Annotated in this window: 23 protein-coding genes; all 23 read right to left on the reverse strand. The window is 47.5% G+C overall.

The window, feature by feature from the left end:
- Positions 1 to 10 precede the first annotated feature (10 nt).
- Positions 11 to 841 (reverse strand): spore cortex-lytic enzyme, encoded by an 831-nt coding sequence (gene sleB, locus EIM92_RS17525; protein ID WP_125083840.1) that lies wholly within the window; start codon positions 839 to 841, stop codon positions 11 to 13.
- Between the two features lie 169 nt (positions 842 to 1,010).
- Positions 1,011 to 3,731 carry an FtsK/SpoIIIE family DNA translocase gene (locus EIM92_RS17530; protein WP_125083842.1) on the reverse strand — a complete coding sequence of 907 codons (2,721 nt, stop codon included), beginning with the start codon at positions 3,729 to 3,731 and terminating at the stop codon, positions 1,011 to 1,013.
- A 60-nt stretch (positions 3,732 to 3,791) separates the two neighbouring features.
- The gene (locus EIM92_RS17535) at positions 3,792 to 4,025 is read right to left on the reverse strand and encodes a YlzJ-like family protein (protein ID WP_125083843.1); all 234 of its coding nucleotides are present in this window, start codon (positions 4,023 to 4,025) and stop codon (positions 3,792 to 3,794) included.
- A complete protein-coding gene (locus EIM92_RS17540) occupies positions 4,022 to 4,789 on the reverse strand; it encodes a ClpP family protease (protein ID WP_125083844.1) in 768 nt (255 codons plus the stop codon). The genes EIM92_RS17535 and EIM92_RS17540 overlap by 4 nt, the downstream gene beginning before the upstream one ends.
- A gap of 208 nt (positions 4,790 to 4,997) precedes the next feature.
- Positions 4,998 to 6,677, reverse strand: a complete 1,680-nt coding sequence (locus tag EIM92_RS17545) for a ribonuclease J (protein ID WP_125083846.1) — start codon at positions 6,675 to 6,677, stop codon at positions 4,998 to 5,000.
- A 224-nt stretch (positions 6,678 to 6,901) separates the two neighbouring features.
- Complete coding sequence (dapA, locus tag EIM92_RS17550; RefSeq protein ID WP_125083848.1) at positions 6,902 to 7,777, reverse strand: 4-hydroxy-tetrahydrodipicolinate synthase; 876 nt, start codon at positions 7,775 to 7,777, stop codon at positions 6,902 to 6,904.
- Between the two features lie 25 nt (positions 7,778 to 7,802).
- Positions 7,803 to 9,023 (reverse strand): aspartate kinase, encoded by a 1,221-nt coding sequence (gene dapG / locus EIM92_RS17555; RefSeq protein WP_125083850.1) that lies wholly within the window; start codon positions 9,021 to 9,023, stop codon positions 7,803 to 7,805.
- Between the two features lie 67 nt (positions 9,024 to 9,090).
- Positions 9,091 to 9,681, reverse strand: a complete 591-nt coding sequence (locus EIM92_RS17560) for a dipicolinate synthase subunit B (RefSeq protein ID WP_125083852.1) — start codon at positions 9,679 to 9,681, stop codon at positions 9,091 to 9,093.
- Complete coding sequence (gene dpsA / locus EIM92_RS17565) at positions 9,678 to 10,577, reverse strand: dipicolinate synthase subunit DpsA (protein WP_125083853.1); 900 nt, start codon at positions 10,575 to 10,577, stop codon at positions 9,678 to 9,680. Before dpsA ends, EIM92_RS17560 begins: the two co-directional genes overlap by 4 nt.
- Before the next feature lie 172 nt (positions 10,578 to 10,749).
- Positions 10,750 to 11,199 carry a dUTP diphosphatase gene (gene dut, locus EIM92_RS17570; RefSeq protein ID WP_246021031.1) on the reverse strand — a complete coding sequence of 150 codons (450 nt, stop codon included), beginning with the start codon at positions 11,197 to 11,199 and terminating at the stop codon, positions 10,750 to 10,752.
- The gene (locus EIM92_RS17575; protein WP_125083855.1) at positions 11,189 to 12,442 is read right to left on the reverse strand and encodes a M16 family metallopeptidase; all 1,254 of its coding nucleotides are present in this window, start codon (positions 12,440 to 12,442) and stop codon (positions 11,189 to 11,191) included. Before EIM92_RS17575 ends, dut begins: the two co-directional genes overlap by 11 nt.
- 233 nt (positions 12,443 to 12,675) lie before the next feature.
- On the reverse strand, positions 12,676 to 13,662 hold the full coding sequence (locus EIM92_RS17580; RefSeq protein WP_125083857.1) for a polysaccharide deacetylase family protein: 987 nt from the start codon (positions 13,660 to 13,662) through the stop codon (positions 12,676 to 12,678).
- Between the two features lie 176 nt (positions 13,663 to 13,838).
- On the reverse strand, positions 13,839 to 15,944 hold the full coding sequence (gene pnp, locus EIM92_RS17585) for a polyribonucleotide nucleotidyltransferase (protein WP_125083859.1): 2,106 nt from the start codon (positions 15,942 to 15,944) through the stop codon (positions 13,839 to 13,841).
- A 266-nt stretch (positions 15,945 to 16,210) separates the two neighbouring features.
- The gene (gene rpsO / locus EIM92_RS17590; protein ID WP_110933072.1) at positions 16,211 to 16,480 is read right to left on the reverse strand and encodes a 30S ribosomal protein S15; all 270 of its coding nucleotides are present in this window, start codon (positions 16,478 to 16,480) and stop codon (positions 16,211 to 16,213) included.
- A 194-nt stretch (positions 16,481 to 16,674) separates the two neighbouring features.
- Positions 16,675 to 17,628, reverse strand: coding sequence for a bifunctional riboflavin kinase/FAD synthetase (locus EIM92_RS17595; RefSeq protein ID WP_425464164.1), 954 nt, complete (start codon positions 17,626 to 17,628; stop codon positions 16,675 to 16,677).
- 34 nt (positions 17,629 to 17,662) lie between these two features.
- Entirely contained in the window at positions 17,663 to 18,586 is a 924-nt protein-coding gene (truB, locus tag EIM92_RS17600; RefSeq protein ID WP_125083864.1) for a tRNA pseudouridine(55) synthase TruB, read from the reverse strand.
- The gene (locus tag EIM92_RS17605) at positions 18,583 to 19,560 is read right to left on the reverse strand and encodes a DHH family phosphoesterase (RefSeq protein WP_125083866.1); all 978 of its coding nucleotides are present in this window, start codon (positions 19,558 to 19,560) and stop codon (positions 18,583 to 18,585) included. The genes truB and EIM92_RS17605 overlap by 4 nt, the downstream gene beginning before the upstream one ends.
- Positions 19,561 to 19,578: 18 nt before the next feature.
- On the reverse strand, positions 19,579 to 19,932 hold the full coding sequence (gene rbfA, locus EIM92_RS17610; protein WP_125083868.1) for a 30S ribosome-binding factor RbfA: 354 nt from the start codon (positions 19,930 to 19,932) through the stop codon (positions 19,579 to 19,581).
- 15 nt (positions 19,933 to 19,947) lie between these two features.
- Positions 19,948 to 22,506 carry a translation initiation factor IF-2 gene (gene infB, locus EIM92_RS17615; RefSeq protein ID WP_125083869.1) on the reverse strand — a complete coding sequence of 853 codons (2,559 nt, stop codon included), beginning with the start codon at positions 22,504 to 22,506 and terminating at the stop codon, positions 19,948 to 19,950.
- Positions 22,499 to 22,822 carry a L7Ae/L30e/S12e/Gadd45 family ribosomal protein gene (locus EIM92_RS17620; RefSeq protein ID WP_125083871.1) on the reverse strand — a complete coding sequence of 108 codons (324 nt, stop codon included), beginning with the start codon at positions 22,820 to 22,822 and terminating at the stop codon, positions 22,499 to 22,501. The genes infB and EIM92_RS17620 overlap by 8 nt, the downstream gene beginning before the upstream one ends.
- Positions 22,815 to 23,129 carry an RNase P modulator RnpM gene (gene rnpM / locus EIM92_RS17625; RefSeq protein ID WP_125083873.1) on the reverse strand — a complete coding sequence of 105 codons (315 nt, stop codon included), beginning with the start codon at positions 23,127 to 23,129 and terminating at the stop codon, positions 22,815 to 22,817. The genes EIM92_RS17620 and rnpM overlap by 8 nt, the downstream gene beginning before the upstream one ends.
- A 40-nt stretch (positions 23,130 to 23,169) precedes the next feature.
- Complete coding sequence (gene nusA / locus EIM92_RS17630; RefSeq protein WP_125083875.1) at positions 23,170 to 24,267, reverse strand: transcription termination factor NusA; 1,098 nt, start codon at positions 24,265 to 24,267, stop codon at positions 23,170 to 23,172.
- 40 nt (positions 24,268 to 24,307) lie between these two features.
- Positions 24,308 to 24,769, reverse strand: a complete 462-nt coding sequence (gene rimP / locus EIM92_RS17635) for a ribosome maturation factor RimP (protein WP_125083876.1) — start codon at positions 24,767 to 24,769, stop codon at positions 24,308 to 24,310.
- Between the last annotated feature and the right edge of the window lie 210 nt (positions 24,770 to 24,979).

Raw genomic sequence — 24,979 nt, forward strand, 5'->3', positions numbered from 1 at the left:
CAAACGTTATTTACATGCAAAAAATATGTTTTCCGATCGTTTTAACCTGCGGACGAGTCCAAATCCATTTTGAAGTCGCTGTCTCTGGATTAAAATAATATAGACATCCGCCTGACGGATCCCAACCATTCAATGCTTGTTGAACGGCTTTTCTTGCACTCTCATTCGGTTCAAGCCAAATTTGGCCGTCATCCACCGCTGTAAAAGCCCGCGGTTGAAAAATAACACCGGATACTGTATTTGGAAAGCTCGGTGATTTTACACGGTTAAGAATTACGGCAGCCACCGCTACTTGTCCCTCAAATGGTTCACCGCGCGCCTCCCCATACACCGCATTAGCCATAATTTTGAGATCATTAGCCGATAATCCCATCGCGTTAGAGGAGGATAAATCCGCCGATGTATTCGCCTGTTCTTGCCCGGTTTTAGCAGCCTCTTGATGGGTGCCCGTTTGTCCTGCAGCCATCTCAGTGCCGGGTCTCCAGTCTTTTGTGGCATTGTACAGCTTCAGCTTCGTTTTCGGCCCGGCAAGCCCATCAACGACCATACCGAATTCCGATTGAAACCATTTTAGAGAGTCTTGCGTTTTCGGTCCAAAGTAACTATCGATCTCGCCATGATAAAATCCTAGGAAGGCCAATCGGCCTTGCAGCTCGTAGACGTCTGTGCCGAATGCGCCATACTGTATTACCTGTTCACTGAATACGGGAAGAGAAGATTTCGGCTCCTCGCTTCTTTCCGTCATAGCGGGCGTACTATTCCATAGTCGATAAGCTCCGAACAATGCCCCGCACAAAAGCAGCACTAAACCGGCGGAAAACCATATTTTAGCTTTTTTCATACGTTTAGCTCTACCTTTCTCTTGTGGATTAACATAGATGGATGACATTATTATGACTACTGCCCCACTTTCCTATGCACCCAAAAAAGAATCTCTTGCGCAAGCAAAAATAAACGGCAGATCTTTTGTCCATCAAAAGATCTGCCGCAACACAAATATTTTAAACCATTCAAGAAGATATTTTGCCTAACTTGAACTGCTCCATAGAAATCAAAACTTCCCGTGGCTTGCTGCCCTCGTAAGGACCAACGATGCCCCGTGCCTCCATAGAATCAATCAATCGGGCTGCACGCGTGTAGCCGATCCGCATCCGTCTTTGCAACAACGACACCGATGCCTGCTTAGCTTCCAAGATAATCTGAACCGCTTGATCGAACAGTTCGTCCACAACCTCTTCCGTTTCCTGCACCTCTTCATCCACTTCTGGAACGAGGCTTTCATCATACTCCGCTTGAGCTTGTCCGCGAACATAACCTACGATTGCTTCAACTTCTTGATCACTCATAAAAGCACCTTGCACACGAATCGGCTTTGAAGCTCCCATCGGCATAAAGAGCATATCCCCGCGTCCAAGAAGCTTCTCCGCGCCCGCCATATCCAGAATCGTTCGGGAGTCTACTTGAGAAGATACGCCAAAAGCGATGCGCGACGGAATGTTCGCTTTAATGACGCCGGTAATGACATCTACAGAAGGACGCTGCGTGGCAATGATGAGATGGATACCCGCAGCACGCGCCATCTGCGCCAACCGAGCAATCGCATCCTCAACATCATTTGCTGCAACCATCATTAAGTCAGCGAGCTCATCAACGATAACGACAATATATGGAAGTACGGCTTCCGGATTGTCCTTCATCATCAGATTATAGCCTTCCACATTTCGGGCTCCGGATTTGGAGAACAACTCGTAGCGCTTCTCCATTTCAACGACAATCTTTTTGAGCGCCAGCGAAGCTCGTTTCGGATCGGTGACTACTGGAGCAAGAAGATGGGGAATCCCATTATATACGTTTAGCTCAACCATTTTGGGGTCGACCATCAGAAATTTCACTTCATCCGGCTTCGCTTTATATAAAATACTTGTAATGATTCCGTTGATACATACCGACTTTCCGGAGCCGGTTGCCCCGGCTACAAGTAAATGGGGCATCTTCGCGAGATTTCCGACAATCGTCTGCCCGGAAATATCCCGCCCAAAGGCGATGGACAGCTTCGAATCGGCATCCTGAAACACTGGCGTTTCCATCACTTCCCGCATCGTCACCAACGAAACTTCATTATTCGGAACCTCGATGCCAATTGCGGATTTTCCAGGAATCGGCGCTTCCATACGAATATCCCTAGCGGCGAGCGCCAGAGCGATATCATCCGTCAGGTTAACAATCCGGCTTACCTTTACCCCGATATCCGGCTGAATTTCATACCTCGTTACAGCAGGACCTCGAACGACCTCCAACACACGAGCCCTTACTCCAAAACTCTCGAGAGTTGCCTCGAGTTTCCGGGCTGTTTGTTTATAATCCGCCTGATCCCCAGCCTTGCCGCTACCAGCAGGCTTGGATAGCAAGCGGAACGGCGGCAGCTTATACGGTTTAGGAGCTGGCTTCGGCGGTGGATCCGCTCCTTCCAGCTTATCCTCCGCTCCGGTAATACCTTCAACACTTTCTCCAGAAGGATCTTCAATCGAAGAATCATCAATCAAAGCACCCTCAACCATGGTTTCCGCCTCTGGCAAGTCCAAATCCTCCGAAAGCAAAATAACCTCTGGCGCCGACTCTGTCTCGGCCTCCTTCGGCCACAGCGGCTGTTCTTCAGCTTGCTCCTCCCCTTCGCGCTCAGCATCAGTCGGGCGGCCTTCAAGATGAATGTTGTCAAAGAAATCACGGATAATAGGCCCTACCTCGCCTTGCTCTTCTTGCTGAACGAGCGGTTCGCCAGTTAAAGGATCAAATCTTGCTGCCGTGGATCTCGAATGACTATCGCCGTACTTCAGTGCATTCCAGTCCACATCGGAACTATATGGGTCACGGTAATCGTTAATCTGTTCGCCTAAATCTTCATGCACATCCCCAGCAGGTTCCACAGGCTTCGGACGAGGCTTGAAGTTAAACAATTGAAAGAAAACCGGCCTGTTTCTCGGCTGAGCAGGCAACGACAATTCCTCTTCCTCCTGCTCCTGTTCCTCATATCCTGCATCTTGTACTGGCTCTGCAGCAGGCCGTTTTGATTTGCTATGAACAGGAACAGGTCTCAGCAATTTCAGCTTTCGGCTGAATTTTGTTCCTACCCCGCCTAAATGCTTCCGAATAAGACGGAATAATTCGACATAAGACAACCCTGTAATTAACATAAAGCTAATCGCCATCATGACGATCATAATCAGCTTTGCACCAGCAATGCCAAATAGAGAATACAACAGAGCGAACTCCAGGCCACCCACATATCCGCCGCTTATGTCCAAGCCAAGAAGACTGAACCCGGTTTCTCCCAGCGTTGGCTCAAACAGAGCGGTTTGAAGATCATGATGAATCTGCGACATAATGCTGCCTGCAGACAAAGACACCGATGGTGCCAACTTCTTCTCCATTGCTAATGTCGTGCTCATAAGAACAAGTGACAATACGGCAAGCAGCGCTCCACTGCGTCGCGTATTCCAGCGAGCCGGCCATTTACGGTTAATCATCACACTGAGTCCAATAAAAATTCCGATCAATGGAATGACAAAATAAAACTTGCCCAGAACAAGTGCGGACATTTTCGATAACGTCCTGCCTACCGCGGCTTCCCCAGACAAGGCTATGATCGATAAAGTAATCAGGATGATCCCATATATCTCATACTTGAGCATGGTGCCCAATGCTGCCTTTTTTTTCTTCTTTTTTCGCGCCAACAAAGATCACCCCCTAGATGAATATTATACCATAATCACCGGGGGCAACCTATAGGACTCTTATTGTTTATTTAGTGTAGGAGCAAACGAAATTTGTTGACCAGGCGCATATGCAGGGTTTAAATAGTCATCTAGAGAGCAGCGCAGCAATCGAACAATGGTCGCCTGATTGTTATTCTCCTCTATTCTTACCTGCATCAAAATACCGCCAAGCTCAATTTCAGTATAGCTGCTATCGGATGCTTCCTTATCGTCCCAATAAGCCTCTTCCGGCATGATCGTATAATAAGTCATTGGGTAATCCCCCCTGCTGACACGCGCCGGGCTTCGATCAATACATTTAATTTCGTCAAACCTTGACCGATCCCGCCGATTCCGTCAATTAATCCAAATTTAACTGCATCTGCCCCGCCTACGGCTGTACCAATGTCGCGGTTTAACTCCCCTGTCTTGAACATCAGCTCCTTGAAATTGTTCTCAGAAATTTTTGAATGAGTCGTCACAAATCGTACGACCCTCTCCTGCATCTTCTCAATATACTCAAAAGTCTGCGGAACGCCGATCACCAAACCTGTCATTCGGATTGGGTGGATGGTCATCGTTGCGCTCTCCGCTATAAACGAATAATCGGAAGCTACTGCAATCGGAACCCCGATACTGTGCCCTCCGCCAATGACGACAGTTACGGTCGGCTTAGTGAGAGATGAAATCATTTCTGCGATCGCCAACCCGGCCTCAACGTCCCCGCCAACGGTATTCAGAATAATTAATATTCCTTCAATACGCGGGTTTTGTTCAGCCGCTACCAGTTGGGGAATCAAATGCTCGTACTTGGTCGTTTTGTTCTGAGGGGGCAGTATAAGGTGACCCTCAACTTGCCCGATTATCGTCAAACAATATACATTAGATTCCCCCGGTCCAGGCACCGTAGTTTGCCCAAGCTGTTCAATCGCTGCCACCGCTGCTGCTGTTTTTTCCCCCTCAGGGACAACCGGTGCAGGCCCTGTTCCTTCGTTAGTAGCTTCTTTCGATTGCTGTCGTTGTCGTTGCTCCTTCATTCTTGACACTTCCTTTCGGCTGCTGGCCAGTATTTGTCCATTGTGATGTTAGTATGCCTAGGCCGACACCCTTCATACAGTTAAAAATAAAAAAGAAAGCCCCCTCTCCTACAAGAAACCGTCCAATATTACCGGCAGGAGAAGGGGCGACTGCGTGCCCAACCTGAAAAGGTTAGTATATTAAATTATTCTTCTTTAAATGTAGTTCTCACACTTCCATAATGATGGGAAGAATCATCGGTCTGCGCCGTGTTTGTTCGTAAAGGAAACGTCCTAACGAATCCTTCACGTTCGTCTTCAGCGAAGCCCATTCATTCACATTTTCGCTCATTAACTTCTCCAATGTGCTGGATACAATTCGATTTGCTTCTTCAAGAAGGCCTTCCGACTCTCTAACGTATACGAAGCCTCTGGATATAATGTCTGGTCCAGAAACGATTGTTCCATCTTGTTTGCTCAGCGTGACAACGACAACAAGAATGCCATCTTGAGACAACAGCTTACGGTCACGAAGCACGATATTCCCAACGTCACCGACTCCAAGCCCGTCAATTAGCACATTGCCAGCTGGTACTTTACCCGCTTTGCGAGCTGCGCCATTCTGAATTTCTACCATTTCGCCGATGTCAAGCAAGAAGATGTTATCCGGATCAATTCCGACGGATTCACCGAGTAGAGCATGCTTCCGCAGCATTCGATACTCCCCGTGAACAGGGATGAAATATTTAGGACGCATCAAATTCAACATCAATTTCAATTCTTCCTGGCTGCCATGCCCGGAGACGTGAACTCCTGAATTAGAACCGCTATAAATTACCTCGGCGCCGAGACGGAATAATTCATCAATCGTGCGTCCTACGTATTTTTCGTTACCAGGCACTGGCGTCGCCGCGATGATGACTGTATCTCCAGGCAGAATATCCACCTTACGGTGAGTTGACCGAGCCATACGAGTTAAGGCTGACATCGGCTCGCCTTGACTGCCTGTGCAGAGTATGACAACACGATCCGCCGCCATTTTGTTCACTTCGTCCGGATCGATTAAGATACCATCCGGAACGTTCAAGTAGCCAAGTTCTGCAGCAATCGTCACGACGTTAACCATACTGCGACCAATAATCGTGAGTTTGCGATCTGTCGAGTAGGTTGCATCGATCACTTGTTGAATTCGGTGTACATTGGAGGCGAATGTAGCAACAACAACGCGCTGCTGAGCCTTCCGGAAAATATCATCCAATACGATTCCAACATTTTTCTCTGATGGTGTGAACCCAGGCTTCTCGGCATTCGTACTATCCGATAATAGCGCCAGTACCCCTTTCTTCCCGATTTCCCCCATCCGGTGCAAATCAGCAAACTGATCATTAACTGGAGTATGGTCAAATTTGAAGTCACCCGTATGAACTACGTTTCCTTCCGGCGTTTCGATGCACACCCCAACCGAATCAGGAATACTGTGGTTTGTTTTAAAGAATGTCGCTTTTAGCGTCGAGCCTAACTGAATCTCCGAATCCGCATGAATGAGTACACGCTTCGTATCCCCAAGCAAACCGGCTTCCTTTAATTTGTTCTCAACCAGCCCCAGCGTCAATTTCGTTCCGTAGACAGGAACATTTAAGTTTTTGAGTACATATGGCAATCCACCGATATGGTCTTCGTGGCCGTGCGTAAGCACGATGCCCCTTACTTTGTCACGATTCTCTGTCAAGTAAGTGATATCGGGAATGACGATATCAATGCCAAGCATGTCCTCTTCTGGAAATTTAAGGCCAGCATCAATTACAACGATGTCATTGGCATATTGAACGACGTACATGTTCTTTCCGATTTCCGCTACGCCGCCCAATGCAAAGATCGTCAATTTATCATTATTCATTTTTTTGGACAAGTGAATCTAACCCTCCTAATTATTTGGACGTTGTATATTCAATCACATTAAATTTTTAAATCACCGCACCCAGTCACTTGAAATCATTATACATGATTAAAATGGCAAAAAACAAGTCAAAGGCTTTACACCTAGTTAACGTTACCATATGCAATAATGAAAAAACCGATGCCCCAAAGCGGGCATCGGTTCTTGGAAGAAGAGCACATTTTTAACTTTTTCCTTTAGGAAAGCAGATTTCGGATAAATCTTGCCTCTTCCTCCGTAGGCGGGATAAGCGGCAAACGCACAGAGCCTACGGCAATACCTGATGCGTTTAATGCGTATTTTACAGCTACAGGATTTGGCACCGGATGCGGGCATTCAAATAATCCTTTAAATACAGGAAGCAACTCCCGATGCAATTTCGCGGAATCTGCAACGCGGCCATTCAAGAACGATTCAATCATTTCCTTCATCTGCTTGCCGATAATATGGCTCGCTACGCTAACGATTCCATATGCGCCAACTGACAAAGCAGGCAAAGTCGCCGAATCATCTCCGGAGTATACCTTAAAGCGCTCTGGAGCCCCAGTTACAATCTGAGCCACCTGTTCGAGCGATGCGCATTCTTTCGTGGCAACCACATTCGGGAGCTCGGCCAAACGCAGCGTTGTCTCTGCACTAAGGCTTATTACCGTACGACTTGGCACATTGTACAGCATGATCGGAAGTTCCGTCGAACGGGCGATTGCTTCAAAATGACGGTAGAGTCCTTCTTGGTTCGGCTTGTTATAATAAGGAGCTACAAGAAGTACTCCGTCCACACCGCATTTCTCGGCTTTTTCCGTTAACTGGATGGATTCTTCCGTACTGTTGCTCCCTGTACCTGCGATAATTTGGCACCGTCCCTTGACCTGCTTGACGGCAAATTCAAAAAGTGAAACTTTCTCCTCCTCACTTAATGTGGGAGACTCCCCCGTCGTACCGCAAATGACAAGTGAGTCAGACTTTTGCTCTTCAATCAAATACTCAATCAGTCTAGCTGTCTGCTCCCAATCGATAACCCCTTTGTCATCGAATGGAGTTACCATGGCTGTAATCAATCTTCCGAAATCCACTTCGTGTCCTCCTCCAAATAATTCGCTAATGGGCGAGTTCAAATTTAGTGTGAAGCGCTCTGAGCGCCTGTACCATATCTTCTTTATTGACGAGTACCCAGATCGTTGTGTTTGAATCCGCAGACTGCAATATTTGTATCCCTTGCTCGGCCAGTGCTTCCACGATTTTAGCCATAATTCCAGGAACCCCGTTAATCCCGCCACCGATTACAGAAACTTTAGCACAACCGCTTAATATTTGAGGCAGGAAACCCATCGACTCTAAAATTGAGGATGCTTTTCTAGCATCACTGTCGAAAACAGTATAAACGACACCCGTCGGGGTAACATTAATAAAATCGACGCTGATGGCATTTTCAGCCATCGCCTGAAACACTTTCAGTTGCAAATTGCCTTTGGACGGTTCAGATGATTGCACAGTTATCTGAGTTACATTCCCGACGTATGCAATTCCTGTGACATATCTGTCAACAACGCCAGTCTGCACATCTTTAAAACCTTCCGGGTTAGCAACCAGCGTCCCTTCGCTATTCGAAAATGTAGAACGTACTCGAATCGGGATGCCGGACTGCATAGCGATTTCTACTGCCCGGGGGTGAATCACTTTAGCTCCCTGATATGCCATATTACAAATCTCAGCGTAACTAACATGAGGGAGCGCCCTGGCATCCTCAACAATTCGCGGATCGGCTGTCAATATGCCATTCACATCCGTATATATATCGACCATTTCAGCACGTAGCGCCGCACCCAGCGCAGTTGCTGAAGTATCGCTGCCACCTCGTCCTAATGTCGTAAATTCGCCGTTCAAATTCTGCCCTTGGAATCCAGTTACGATGACGACGTCCTTTTTTTCCAATTCTTCAAGTACTCGAGACGGGACAACATCAAGGATTCGTGCATTTCCGAATTGGCTGTCCGTCCTGAATCCAGCTTGCGCTCCTGTAAGAACAGTAGATGATATACCTTGGTGTTGAAGCAAACCGCTTAGCACGCTTGCAGATATGATCTCACCGCAGCACAGCAGTAAATCCTGTTCACGCGAGGAAAGAGATCCCCCAGTCTGCTCGATCAAGTCAAGCAGCGTGTCTGTTGCATAGGGATCTCCTTTCCGCCCCATTGCGGATACTACAATTACAAGCTGGTAGCCATTGTCCAACTCCCGGCGAATATGTGATATGACGTGCTCCCTCGCTTCAGATGTAGAGAGAGATGTACCGCCGAACTTCTGCACCAAAATGTGCATGCGTATTCCTCCAGTATAATGGCGGAGTAAAGCATTACTTCATTCCGTCTTAAAATTGCTGACCCTCTTACCTAAAACGCTCAATAATGAGCGGTTGATACTGCTTGCCCTCCAGCGCTGCATAAGCTGTCTCGGGAACGAGTTCCATTCTGGCTACAAGCGAATTTGGCTTTAACGTCGGATTATCCTGACCAAACGGAACGAAATAAATGTTCTTAGCCACAATTAATTTAGCGATATTTGCCAAGTTAAATCCCAATCCGTCATTTGTCGAAACAGCCAACACAACTGGCCGGCTATTACGAAGTTGTGCCTTTGCTGCCATTAAAACCGGACTGTCTGTCATTGCGTTTGCCAGTTTACTTGTCGTTGTTCCAGTGCAAGGAGCAATGACAAGTACGTCCAGCAGCTTGCTAGGCCCAAGCGGCTCAGCTTCGACAATTGAAGAAATGATATCATTCCCCGTTATATCTTTCAACTGTTTGCGCCAATCATCCGACTTACCAAACCTGGTATCCGTCGTTAAGACAGATTGGGAAATAATCGGTATGACATTAGCGCCTCGTTCGACAAATCGCTGGATTTGCGGCATGACTTCAGCAAACGTACAATGCGAACCCGTTACCGCGTAACCTACCATTTTTCCTTGCCAATTCACATTTCATCCCCCCGTAAATGGAACTCTTTCGATATCGACTGACAGATCGTGTTCGCCATGATGATTCCAGCCGTCTTAGGAGCTACGATTCCTGGTAAACCAGGGGCAAGAAGCGCCTTGATTCCCCGCTTCTCAGCGAAGCGAAAATCCGTCCCACCCGGAGCCGAAGCCAGATCGATAATAACCACACTACGGGGCAATTTAGAGATGATTTGTGCTGTGACTATCATAGTCGGAATTGTGTTAAAAATCAAGTCGATTTCCCCTGTGTAAGCGGCTGAATCCGTTGCTACAAAAGGCTTCCATCCCATTTGGATCGCTCTGGCGGCTTGATCCTCCCGACGGACTCCCGCCTTCACTTTTGCCCCGAGGCCCTGCAAGGTTTGCGCCAGAGTGAAGCCTGTTCTCCCTAAACCAAGTACCATACAGGTAGAGCCATGAATCGTAATGTCTGTATGCTGAATAGCCATCATCAAGGCTCCTTCAGCCGTCGGAATCGAGTTGTAAATCGCGACATCATCTCGCTCTAACAGCTCGATTAATTTGAAACTAAATTCGGCGGCCATGCGTTTCAGTAAACTCTTGGCCATTCCTGTATAGACCGCCGTCCCTTCCCGGATCGCCGAAAACACTTCCCGGTTTATTACGATTTCTTCCTTGGCGAACGGTGCGCTGACTTTTCCTTGGTCATCGCAGCCAACCACCGGGAATACAATGACGTCAGCTTCCACTAATAGGCCGGGTGACAGCTTTTCATGCGAAACTCCGAATAGAGGAGGCTCCAGTTGATCGAAACCGACTACCTTCACTGTTGCGTCAAGCTCCGTGCACTTGTTAATGATTTCGATCTGCCGAGCGTCCCCGCCAATGAACACTATAGTTAGTCCGGTAAGTATCGTGGACGTCCTCCTTTCAAGCTAGCACAGTATAAACCATCTTATGCCGCCGCCTATCAAGTGGTGAAACCCACTTTTCCTGCCGAATAAAATAAAAAAAGCTTGCTGAGCCCCGTACAATCAGTACAGAACTTGCAAGCCTGCTCAATTTCATGCTCTTCATTATGTCGGATTAATTTCTTCCTGTATGGCCAAATCCGCCAGCACCACGAACGGTAGCGGACAATTCGTCCACCTGGATCAAATTCACCTCAGGAACGATTTGGAATACCATTTGGGCGATACGCTCACCCCGATGAAATGTAAATGGTTCTTCTCCATGGTTAATCAGCAGCACTTTAACTTCCCCACGGTAGTCAGCGTCGATCGTACCAGGTGTATTTAGACAAGTAATGCCATGCTTAAATGCCAGCCCGCTGCGCGGGCGAATCTGGGCTTCAAGCCCTGCCGGCATAGCGAGAGCAAAGCCCGTCGGAATCAATGTTCGCTGTCCCGGTTCGAGCACGATTTCATCTGTAATCGCTGCGTATAGATCAAATCCGGAAGCCAGCTCTGACATCTTACGGGGAAGCTCAAGGTCTTCATTTCCTGCTAAACGCTTAATTTGGACTTCATACGACAAGTTCATCTCTCCTTATTCCTGACAATACCCGATCAGAGGAACCGACCATAGCTAGAGCATAGGGTTGCTTAAACATCCCCTGCAGCACGGCATTGATATCCTCCATCGTCACTGCTTCTATTCGTGAAATAATTTCATCCAGCGTATAATGCCGCCCGAGCATAAGCTCATTTTTTCCAAGACGATTCATTCGACTGCTTGTACTTTCTAAACTAAGGATCAGGCTACCCTTCAACTGCTCCTTTCCTTTGCTCAGTTCGCTATCCGTAAGCCCGTTAAGGGATACATCGTGCAATATTTCCTTAGTTAGCTCAAGAACATCCTTTGTTTGCTTAGGAGCCGTACCCGCATATACGGTAAACAGTCCGCTGTCCGCATGCGAGCTATGATAAGAAAATACAGAGTAAGCTAGTCCCCGCTTCTCGCGAATTTCCTGGAACAACCGTGAGCTCATCCCTCCCCCTAAAGCGTTATTCAGCAATACCATGGCATACTGATGTTTGTGACCGATCGGTAGCCCAGGGAAAGACATACAGATGTGGTTTTGCTCTGTTTTTTTACGGTGAAATTTTATGTCACCGAGAAAATCGGGAGCTGTCAGCCCGCCTTCCGTTCCTCTTGTGCTGAAGCGACCAAAATGCTCCTCCAGCAGATCGAGAATGTTGTCGTCATAATTTCCTGCGATGCTGATAACAGTGTTATCGATTGTATATTTTTCGCGCATATACGCCTTAAGATGAGATGGCTCCATCGCCTGCAGTTGTTCTTCTGTCCCAAGGATAGGCAAGGCAAGAGGATGACTGCCATAAGCAGCTTCGGATATAAGATCATGCACCATATCATCTGGCGTATCTTCATACATCGCGATCTCTTCCAAAATAACATTCTTCTCTTTGCGCAGCTCTTCCTCATCAAACAACGATCTAAAGAACATATCGGACAATACATCTACAGCAATCGGCAAATGTTCGTCCAATACTTTGGCGTAGTAACAAGTATATTCCTTTGACGTAAAGGCATTAACATTTCCGCCTATGGCGTCAAACTGTTCAGCGATCTCTTTCGCATCATATCGTTCAGTTCCTTTGAAAAGCATGTGTTCAATGAAATGTGAAATGCCGCCTAAATCGGGACTTTCGTTCCGTGATCCAGTCTTAACCCATATGCCGAAGGACACCGAGCGGAAGGTAGGGATTTTCTCCATAACCACCCTCAGGCCGTTTTTAAGTTGCGTTTTGTGCACGAAAGGCCCTCCTAAAAAGTTTTACGAAGTAAAACTTACTCCGTAAGCATACACTTTGTTTTTGCGGAGCTTTACTGCTTTGAGATACTTCGCAGCAAAACTCACTTCGTAAGCATTCGCTTGGTTTTGCGGAGCTTCACTACGTTACAATACTTCGCAGCAAAAATCACTTCAAGAGCATACGCTTATTTTACGTGAAATCATCATAATCCTATCAAAAAAAGCAAGATTGCTCAACTCCCCGGCACGATTACCCGATCACTCGACAGTGTTTCCTCCACCGTTCCAAGCACTAGTCCCTTCTTGCGAATAACTTCGATCATTTCCTTCAATGCTCGGCTGGATGAATCTGTCGGATGCATCAAAATTAGAGTGCCCGGAGTTACATTATTCGATATCTTTTGAACGATACTGGACGGCAAGGGTTTCCTCCAATCCACGGTATCCAACGTCCAAAGCACCGTCTTCAATCCGTAATCAGCAGCCTGGCGCACCGTACGGGCATCAAAATCACCGGAAGGCGGGGCAAACCAGCGATTGTCCACACCCAGTTCGCTTTTCAACAAATCCTTCGTTTTGGAAATTTCCATTCTGGCCCGATCATCATCTAACTCACTCATATTCGGATGAGAATACGCATGATTCTCCAGTTGATGCCCTCGCTTCTGAATTTCCTTTGCCAGCTCTACGTTTTTCTTCAACCAACTGCCATCGAGAAAAAAGGTAGCCTTGACCTTCGCCTCATCTAACGTGTCCAGCATCGGTTTAATGTACTCATTTCCCCATGCGACGTTGATCATGAGCGCAACCATCGGCTTATTCGGATTCCCGCGGTAAATCGGCTCGGCCGCCAAATCCTCTAAATCGACGCGAGGCTTCGTTTCCCGGTATTGATAAGGAATATCCGAACCCCGTGGAAGTTCTTTCGCATGTTGATATGTTTTATCAACATCTACTTCCAATCCGTTATAACCCGGGATCGCCTTCCAAACCCGGTCTATCACCGCATCTATCGGCTCCTCGCGGCGCTTGGCCGCCTCTTCACGAATAATCTTCATTAATTCATCATCCCTGTCGACTTCGGAAAATAACCGAAATGCATAATCAACGCTCGGTTTGATCAAGCTTCCTTCTAAAAATGTCCGAATTTCACCCCATTGCGAGAATGCAAATACAATGACAAACCCAAGCGCTATCGCGATGAATTTATTTCGATTCATGACAGGCCCATCCCTTCAACCCGGTTTTGTCCTCATCATATGAAGACAAGTTCTATATTATGCAAAAACCAGGTTGCGCAAGCTCACAAATAAACCTATAATTGCCCATTAAAAAAGAGCCAGAATATTAATTCTGTCTCTTTTCCCGCACATTTTATTTGAAATATGGGGATGGCTTAGGATGAAGGTTTAGCGGCCTCTGCAGTTAATACTGCTTTGCGGGAAAGATTCACGCGACCTTGCTGGTCGATTTCCGTAACCTTGACAGTTACCGTATCACCGATTGCGACAACATCTTCCACCTTAGCAACACGTTCCGTAGAGAGCTGAGAAATATGAACCAGACCATCTTTGCCCGGCAAAATTTCTACAAAAGCGCCGAACTTCTCGATCCGTTTAACCGTACCTACATATATTTCTCCGACGACAACTTCCTTCACGATGCCTTCAATGATCGAACGTGCCTTATTATTCATCTCTTCGTTCGTAGAAGCAATGAACACACGGCCATCCTGCTCAATATCGATTTTTACGCCGGTCTCTTCAATAATTTTATTGATGATCTTACCACCAGCACCAATCACATCGCGAATTTTATCGGGATTGATGTTCATAATGAGAATTTTAGGCGCATAAGGCGACAAGCTTTCCTTTGGCTTCTGAATGCGTTCCATCATTTTGGAAAGGATGTGCATGCGTCCCTCTCTCGCTTGAGATAATGCTTCTGTTAAAATTTGGCGGTCGATGCCGTCAATTTTGATATCCATTTGAATAGCCGTAACTCCATCCGGTGTACCTGCTACCTTGAAGTCCATATCACCCAAATGATCTTCCATGCCTTGAATATCACTCAGAATCGATACTTGATCGCCATCTTTAATGAGACCCATCGCGACCCCAGCTACCGGAGCTTTGATCGGAACACCGGCATCCATCATCGCGAGCGTGCTCGCACATATACTTGCCTGGGAAGTGGAGCCGTTCGATTCCAGTACCTCAGATACCAGGCGAATGGTGTAAGGGAACTCCGTCTCTGGCGGAATGACTTTGGACAACGCTCTTTCGCCGAGAGCCCCATGTCCTACTTCGCGGCGCCCAGGAGCACGCAACGGACGAGCTTCACCGACACTGAACGGCGGGAAGTTATAATGATGCATGAATCGCTTGGATTCTTCCAAATCAATCCCATCGAGAATTTGAACATCGCCTAAAGCACCAAGCGTACATACGCTGAGCGCCTGAGTTTGACCTCGAGTGAATAAGCCCGAGCCATGCGTACGCGGCAGCAAGTTGATGTCGCATTCGATCGGACGAATCTCATCCAATTTACGACCATCCGGGCGTACTTTATCGTGAGTGATCAGTCGGCGCACTTCTTCCTTGACGATATCATGGAGCACCTCCATAACATCCTTCAGGAGTTCTGGAGACTCTATGTACTTCTCCTCAAAATGAGCCATTGTCTCATCATTAATCGCGTCGATTGCATCTTGACGAGCATGCTTCTCAGCGATTTTAACCGCTTCAACAAGACGAGCAGCGGCGAATTCGCGAACCTCGCGATTAACTTCAGGATCTACGGCATGAAGCTTCACTTCCATCTTCTCTTTGCCGGCCACCTTAACGAGTTCCTCAATGACAGCTACAATATTCTTAATTTCGTCATGACCGAACATGATCGCTTCTAGCATAACTTCTTCTGATACTTCGTTCGCTTCCGCTTCCACCATCATGATGGCATCTTTCGTACCAGCAACCACCACATAGATATCGCTCGCTTCCTGCTGGGCAACATCCGGGTTAATGATAAATTTCCCATCAACACGTCCGACTGCTACACCGCCAATCGGTCCGTTAAACGGTACATCAGAAATACTGAGTGCTGCTGAAGTACCAATCATCGCTGCGATTTCCGGCTCGCAATTCTGATCGACACTCATTACCAGGTTCACGATTTGCACATCGTTGCGGAATCCTTCGGGGAACAACGGACGAATCGGGCGGTCGGTTAGACGGCTCGCCAAGATCGCCTTCTCACTTGGGCGACCCTCCCGTTTAATGAAGCCACCTGGAATTTTACCCACAGCGTACAATTTCTCTTCATAGTTCACGGTAAGCGGAAAGAAGTCAAGATCTTTCGGCTCAGATGAAGCTGTCACCGTACACAAAACGGCAGTATCACCGTAACGCACCATAACAGCGGCATTTGCCTGCTTAGCCAAGCGCCCGGTTTCCAGTATAAGAGGTCTTCCTCCCAACTGCATTTTCACATGTTTCTCCATGAAATCCCTCCTTATCACAAATAGAAATTCGTTATAGACTTCATTATTTCCTCCTTTTGCCCAAATCATAAACGAAGTTGAATATGACTAGAGAGAAAAGAAAGAAGTCTGCCCTTATTCACAACAAAAGCTCCTGAAGGAGCCCTATATACGTGAATTGCAAAGCGTATACATTCTATAACTGTTAAAAAGCAACCCGATCGCCACCGTTCGCTGAAAATAGCGCATCCGGTGGCAACCAGGCTGCTTTAGTTAACTACGAGAAATTAACGACGCAATCCGAGCTTCTCGATCAAAGCGGAGTAACGTCTTACGTCTTTGTTCTTCAAGTATGCCAACAGCTTACGACGTTGGCCGACCATTTTCAGAAGACCGCGACGGGAATGATGATCCTTCTTATGCGAGCGCAAGTGTTCGGTCAGATTTACAATGTTCTCCGTAAGGATAGCAATTTGCACCTCTGGTGATCCTGTATCGGATTCATGAGTTTTGTGCTCTTCAATAAGTTGTTGTTTGCGTTCTTGAGTCAATGCCATCCTGTTCACCTCCTTTATCTAAATCGCCATTAGCCTCGTCGTCGGGCGGTGAGGTCCGGTCAACCAAGCTAAGGTTATAGCTGTTATGATGAATATTCCAATCTCCACCATGAACAACGTAGATCAGTATACCATAAATAATAGGCAAATGTAAATGCTGTTTATGCTTGTCTAAATAAAATCAGCTTATCATCCTATTCGACAGTAAGCAGCAGGTTTTTAGCCGTATCCGCATCTTTACTGATCTGGGCTACAAGCTCTTCGATCGAACCGAATTTCCGCTCCTCACGAATAAACTCTACCAATTCTACAGAAAGGGAATGGCCATAAAGATCCCCATTAAAATCGAATAAATGAATTTCTAAGGAAGATGTAAGCTTATCGTTATGAAAGGTTGGTTTGACTCCAACATTCATTACGCCTGGCAGCCATTGTCCGTCATAGTTTACCCGTACAGCGTATACTCCCTTGGTCGGGAGCACAAAGTGTTCGTACGGTTTAAGGTTGGCAGTAGGAAACCCGATTTTTCGGCCCCGCTTCTCGCCATGCATCACGATTCCTTGAATCGTATATCTTCGTCCAAGCCAGCGCGCAGCAAGTTGTACATTTCCCTCCATAAGTGCTTTGCGGATTCCCGAACTGCTCACTTTCTCTCTGTCGATGAGAAACGGAGGAACCGTGTTGACTTCCAAGGTGTTGTCACTAAGCTCGCGCAGCATCCCAGCATCGCCTTCTCCCCGGTAACCGTAGCGAAAATCAAAGCCGACGACAGCTGTATGAACCTGAAGCGGAACAAGCACACCGGATACAAAATTCTGCGGGCTTACTCGCGAGAATGCATCATTAAATTCCACAATGTATACGTAGTCTACACCTAAACTTTTCAGAATTCGCTCTTTTTCGCGAGGTGGCGTTAGATATCCATCATAATCGCCTTTTTTCATGACTTCTTTCGGATGAGGATGAAAGGTCATTACCGCTGTTGGTAATTTCAAAGATGTCGCAAGCCGTACAGCCGATTCAATGACACTCACATGTCCTAAATGCAAGCCATCAAATTGGCCAATGGCCAGCACCTGCGGTTTGGCGCTATAGTCTATGAACTCTTTTGTAAGAGGATAAGTTAGATTCATCGTTTCCACTATCATTCACCTGCAATTTCACTCGGATTAGCACGCTATTTCATTCCGGCGGGAATACTTTAACAGGCGTAATCGCTCCCGTCGTCTCCTCGCCGCGAAATATACCTAAAAATTGACCAGCCGCACCGTACAATCGGATATTCTCTCCCCAGCGTACCGGGGGCTCAAGCAGCCTGGAGGAAAGCCTTTGTCCTTGTAAAGCCTGCTTTACCTTATCTTCAGGGATATGATGTGCAGCCAAGTGGCTTACCGCGACATCAACAGGGATAAGCTGGCCATCCAAGGTTCCCTCTGCCACATGAGCGGAAATCTCCTCAAGGGTTAGGCACTCCGCCTCCTTAATGCCTGCAGAGACCGTTCTTTTCAACTCCGCCATAGCGGCTGGTACACCTAGTGCACGACCGATATCGACGCAAAGCGTGCGGATATATGTTCCTTTGGAGCACAGTACCCGAAACGAAATTGACGGATATGTACCTTCCGATTGATAAGAAATGAGCTCCAGCTCCTCGATCGTTACTTCCCTTGCCTTGCGTTCCACTGTTTTACCTTCTCTAGCTAATTCATACAGCCTTTTCCCGTCCTGCTTTAATGCGGAATACATCGGCGGCACCTGAGAAATTGTTCCGATGAATTGTCCCAAAGCTGCTCTTACCTGTTCCTCGGTAACGCGTAGCCCTTCTTTACGCTCAATAACAGTTCCTGACATATCCTCTGTGTCAGTAGCGACTCCCAACAGCAGTGTCGCCTCGTACTCTTTAGGAAGCTCCTGTAAATACTCGACCATCCTTGTCGCTCGCCCAAGACAGAGCGGAAGTACACCTGTCACGGCAGGGTCCAGCGTACCCGTATGACCGATCCGTTTCATTTTTAGTATGCCACGGGTTTTGGCCACAACGTCATGCGAGGTAAATCCAGCCGGTTTATGGACGGCTAGTATTCCTTCATAAGATTTTGGCTTCATAATCGTGACTTCACCTGCTCTACAATCTGCGAGACTACCTCAGCTAGGCTGCCTTGCATCCGTACTCCCGCTGCCCGTACATGTCCCCCGCCTCCAAAGCTATGAGCTACAGCAGCAACATCGACCTTTCCAGCGGATCTCATGCTTACCTTCACGGTATTTTCGTCAATAACCTTGAACAATAAACCAACCTCAACCCCCTGAATGTTGCGGGGATAATTCACGATGCCTTCCAAATCCTCATGGATGGCTCCAGATTGCTTCATATCTTCGTCGTCGATCGTAACCCAACTGATTTTTCCGTCCTCACTCATTTGCAGCCCATTCAACGCTATTGTCAATAGTCGAATTTGCGGCAGTGTCATCTCTTCTAACAATAATTGAGACAATCCCGGACCATCCACCCCATATTTCAATAAATCGGAGGCAATAGCCATGACGCTCGGAGATGTGCTGGAATAACGAAAGCCACCTGTATCAGTAAGTAGCCCCGTATAAATCGCAGTCGCGATATCATGATCCAGCCTTAGATTCAACCATTTCACAAAATCATATAATACCTGAACCGTAGCAGCAGCCCCGGGTACAATTAAGTTAATGCTTCCAAATCCATCGTTTGTAGGATGATGATCAATGTTCAAAATTTCCGCGTCAGATGCAAAATAATCGCTTGTCTTCCCCACACGGCGGAAATCAGCACAATCTATGCAAATAATATGCTTATAGGGCTTGCTTAGAGGGGTTACTGACAGATCCATGATGCGATCCGAATGCAGCAAGTAAGACATACGCTGAGGAATTGGTCCTTCATTAACCATAACGTAATTCTTACCCAGACATGAGAGAAGCCAGCCCACCACAAGGGTAGAACTGACTGCATCTCCATCCGGCTGTACATGCGACACTACCAGGAAATCATCATGATCCTTCAGAAACTGCTCTACCTGTCGGAACTCCTGTTCATTGGCCTGCATTGCCGTCTCCTTTTAAATTCATTTATCCTCGTCTTGCGTAATCTCGCCAAGCAACTTCTCAATGCGGCTGCCGTATTCAATCGACTCATCGACTTTAAAAATCAACTCCGGTGTGTGACGTAGACGCATCCGCTTGCCGAGTTCAGTTCGTAGGAAACCGATCGCTTTCTCGAGCCCCTTTAGCGAATCGGCCTTCTTCTCCTCATCGCCAAATACGCTAATATATACTCTAGCTTGCGATAAATCGTTTGTAACGTCCACGCCGGTCACCGTTACAAATCCGATGCGAGGATCTTTGACTTCATTCTGGATGAGCAGGCTAAGTTCTTTCTTAATCTGTTCGCCTACCCGTCCGACACGATTTCTAGCCATTGTTGTCACCTCACCTTACTTACGCTCAACGGCCTCCATGATAAATGCTTCGATAATGTCGCCCTCTTTAATATCATTAAAGTTATCGAGTGTAATACCGCACTCGTAACCTTGAGCGACTTCTTTCGCATCGTCCTTGAAACGCTTGAGCGAATCAATTTTGCCCTCATATACAACGATACCGTCACGAACGAGGCGTGTTTCGGCATTACGCGTAATTTTACCGGAGGTCACCATACAGCCAGCAATCGTACCGACTCTGCTGAGCTTGAATGTATCGCGCACTTCGGCATGACCGATAACAACCTCTTTATATTCGGGATCCAGCATCCCTTTCATCGCTTGTTCAATCTCTTCAATCGCTTTATAAATAACGCGGTGAAGACGAATATCTACCTTCTCCTGCTCGGCTGTAGCTTTCGTCTGATTATCCGGACGAACGTTAAAGCCAATGACGATCGCATTAGAAGCGGCTGCGAGAATAATGTCCGATTCTGTGATGGCACCCGCGCCGCTGTGAATAATTTTCACGCGTACGCCTTCCACTTCGATTTTCTCCAGGGAGCCCTTGAGTGCCTCGACCGAACCCTGCACGTCTGCTTTAATGATGACATTCAGATCTTTAATTTCGCCATCCTTAATGTGGCGGAACAGGTCGTCAAGCGTAACCCGGGTATTGCCGCCAAGCTCAGATTGACGTTGAGTAATCGCACGCTTATCAGCGATGGAACGGGCTTTGCGCTCGTCCTCAAAGACCATGAACGGGTCGCCAGCCAACGGGACTTCAGTCAGACCGGTAATTTCCACCGGCGTGGAAGGCCCAGCTTCTTTCAAACGACGGCCTTTATCATTGACCATCGCACGAATCCGTCCAAAGCAGTTCCCGGCAACAAATGCATCGCCGACCTTCAGCGTACCATGCTGCACAAGCACGCGAGCAACTGGACCGCGGCTCTTATCCAACTCGGCCTCAATTACTGCACCGCGAGCACGTTTATCCGGATTTGCTTTATATTCATTGACCTCAGCTACAAGCAGGATCATTTCGAGTAAATCTTCCAATCCCATTCTTTGCTTCGCAGACACGTTTACAAAGATGGTATCTCCGCCCCACTCTTCCGGTACGAGACCATGTTCAGTCAGTTCTTGCTTCACCTTATCCGGATTAGCCGTCGGTTTATCAATTTTGTTGACAGCCACAATAATCGGAAGACCGGCGGCTTTCGCATGGCTAACCGCTTCTACGGTTTGCGGCATGACGCCGTCATCTGCAGCTACTACGATAATTGTAATATCAGTCAATTGCGCACCGCGGGCACGCATCGCTGTAAACGCTTCGTGACCCGGAGTATCCAAGAATGTAATTTTCTTATTATTAATCTCTACCTGATAAGCACCGATATGCTGGGTAATGCCTCCAGCTTCACCACTGCTGACATTCGTGGAGCGAATGGCATCAAGAAGCGTTGTTTTACCATGGTCAACGTGCCCCATAATCGTCACTACTGGAGGCCGCTCCAACAAATCCGCTTCATCATCGTTCTCTTCCAATGTCTCGAAGCGATCTTCCTCTACCGGAATCTTCACTTCAACCTCTACCCCGAACTCGCCGGCCAGCAGTAAGATCGTGTCGATGTCCAATTCCTGGTTAATCGTCGCCATGACGCCGAGCATAATCAGCTTCTTGATGACTTCTGAAGCGTCTTTATGCAGCAGCTTGGCTGCTTCGCCAACCGTCATATTGCCGCGAACGATAATTTTCTTCGGTGTGTTATCGATTTTCTCGCGCGGCGGCTGCTGTGGAGCGTTCTTGCCACGGCCACCTTTTCCGCCACGATTGTTCTTATAATTACCAGGTCTATTATCGTCAAAACGTCTTTGGCCTGGTCTGTTGTTATTCCCCTTGCGTTGGCCTTGTCCTTGGCTTCTACCGTCATTCGACTGTCCCGGACGTGCCGGAGCTCCTTGGCTACGATTGGAGGCGGCTGCATTCCCCGATCCTTGACCAGGACGGGAAGCCCCCGAGTTTGCATTCGTTCGTTGTCCGCCTTGGCTCGAACCTCGAGTCGCTTGAGAATTATTTCGATTTCCCTGCTGATTTCCGCCGCTTGGACGGTTATTTCTTTCCTGCGTTGCTTGTGTTCCTCCCGCTTGGGAGGATGTATTTGCGTTTTGCGTTCTATTATTCATACTTACCTGCTTTTCTTGTTGATTTTTGGTATTGCTTGGCGTGTTGCTGCTTGTTCTAAGGCTCTGACCTTGATCTTCACGCTGGCCGGCACCCGCACCGGCCCCAGTTTTCGGCGTTTGGCTTCCTCCTGCGGAAGCTGGTGCCGACGATTTAGCTGTAGATTTAGTAGGTTCGGAACCTTCTCTTTTAGCAGCGGCACTACTTTTAATATCTTTGAAAAACTGCTCTACCCGCGATACGGCATCATTCTCCATTACGCTCATGTGATTGTTAACGGGGATATTAAGCCGTTTAAGAATCGTAATAATTTCCTTACTGCTCATATTGAGCGATTTCGCGTATTCATACACCCTGAGCTTATCTTTGTTCTCTTGTTTACTCAATATACTCCACCTCCGACGTTTTCACGATCGTTTTCCGAATCATATCGGCAAATCCCTGATCGATCAGAGCCAGAACGACCCGTTCCGGCTTACCGACACTTGAACCAAGCTGTTCTCGGTCGTACCCGATGATCAATGGAACTTTATAGGTTGCGCACTTGTCGCGAAATTTCTTACGAGCATTCGCAGACGCATCCTCCGCAACGATGACGAGCTTAGCTTCTCCAGAGCGCACCGCCTTAAGGACACTTTCATCTCCGGTGACTACTTTACCTGCTCGCATCGCAAGACCAAGCCCGGACAGCACTTTACTCATCGGCATCCTCTTCCCGATCGCGTTCAGCGATAAAGTCCACCTCTACCGCAAGGAAGTCTCGTGCCAACTGTTCATAAACTTCTGCGCCAACCGGCGACTTAAGCGCCCTGTCTAAAGCCCGGTTCCTATGAGCCAGCTTAAAACAGGACTCTTGGCCGCATAAGTAAGCACCGCGGCCTGACTTCTTGCCCGTCAGATCAATCGAGACGTCTCCTTCTGGAGAACGCACGATCCGGATCAATGATTTCTTAGGCTTCATTTCATTGCAAGCCACACACTTGCGCAGTGGTATTTTTCTAGGTTTCATTTCCTTCGCCCCCCGTCCATACTTGCATTAGAGGTTATTTTTAGTCGACGGAAACGGAATCCTGCGGCAATTCGCCTGAGTCTGTTTTTTCTCTTCCAAATTCCTCTTCCGCTTGACTCTCGCTCTTAATATCGATTTTCCATCCTGTCAGCTTGGCCGCAAGACGGGCATTCTGCCCTTTAATACCGATAGCAAGTGAGAGCTGATAGTCAGGAACGATCACGCGGGCCATCTTCTCCGCTTCGAACACCTGAACTTCAAGCACCTTCGAAGGGCTAAGCGCATTGGCTACGTATTCCTCAACACTTTCGGAATAACGCACAATGTCGATCTTCTCACCGCGCAGCTCACCCACGATTGTTTGAACACGAGTACCCTTGGGACCGACACAAGAACCGACCGGATCTACTTCACTATTACGAGAGTATACCGCGATCTTGGAACGGAAACCTGCTTCCCGGGCCACAGAGCGAATTTCTACGACGCCGTCAAAAATTTCCGGCACCTCAAGCTCGAACAGTCGCTTAAGCAGTCCCGGATGCGTACGAGAAAGTAATATTTGCGGTCCCTTGGTCGTATTCTCTACCTTAGTAATGTAAGCCTTTATCCGGTCCCCATGTTTAAACTTTTCATTAGGCATAAGTTCATTAAGCGGAAGATGGGCCTCGATTTTGCCAAGATCCACATATACGTTGCGCTGATCCTGACGCTGGACGATCCCGGTAACGATATCCTCTTCCTTCTCGACAAAAGCATTGTAAATCAATCCCCGCTCAGCTTCACGGATGCGCTGGGTCACGACCTGCTTGGCCGTCTGTGCAGCGATACGACCGAAATCACGAGGCGTTACTTCAATCTCGGAGATATCATCCAGTTGAAAGTTGGGATTAATCTCACGAGCAGCGGGCAGAGAAATTTCGGTCCGCGGATCAAGCACCTCTTCCACGACAAGCTTGCGGGCATAAACTTTAATCGCCCCGGTATGGCGATTCATGTCGACACGAACGTTCTGCGCCGTGTTAAAATTGCGTTTGTAGCTGGAAATCAGAGCAGCTTCAATCGCTTCGAACAAAATATCTTTGCTGATTCCTTTTTCCCTTTCCAACTCATTTAAGGCTTCAATAAAATCCATACTCATTTGCCTCGAGCTCCCCCTTTCATATTCCCGAATAGGTCATTTAAAAAATGATGGCCAACCTTGCGCTGGCAACTTTGCTATATGGAATGGCATAATCCTTCTTCCCGACCGTGATGACAAGCTCATCATTATCAAAAGAAAGAAGCCGGCCTTCAAATTCCTTCAGACCATCTACCGGTTCATATGTAGTTACAAATACATCCTTGCCGACTGCATTACGAACATCCTCAGCCTTTTTGAGCGGCCGTTCCGCCCCGGGTGAAGAGACTTCAAGAAAATAAGCGGACGGAATCGGATCCTCCGCGTCCAGCTTCTCGCTCAAATATTCGCTGACACGGCCGCAATCATCGATATCGATGCCTCCATCCTTGTCAACAAAGACGCGCAAAAACCAATTTCTTCCTTCCTTCACGTATTCCACGTCTACCAGTTCAAAGCCGTTCTCCTGCAAAAAGGGCAGAACCATCTCTTCTACGGTCGCTTTGATCTTCGGTGTGCTCAAGCGTACATACCTCCATAAAATTCATCCTATATACCAAAGAGTAAAGAGTGGGTTTCCCCACTCTTTAAACAACGGCTCTATCTCCATGATTACCAAAAAAATTATAACATAGTCCGGCATGAGTGACAAGTAAAACACCTTTACTGGGCAGACATAAGACAATCACATAAGAGCGCACTTCCTGTCGCTCACGATATGGTGATCCCCGTC

This window comes from Paenibacillus lentus, from assembly GCF_003931855.1.
GTDB lineage: Bacteria > Bacillota > Bacilli > Paenibacillales > Paenibacillaceae > Fontibacillus > Fontibacillus lentus.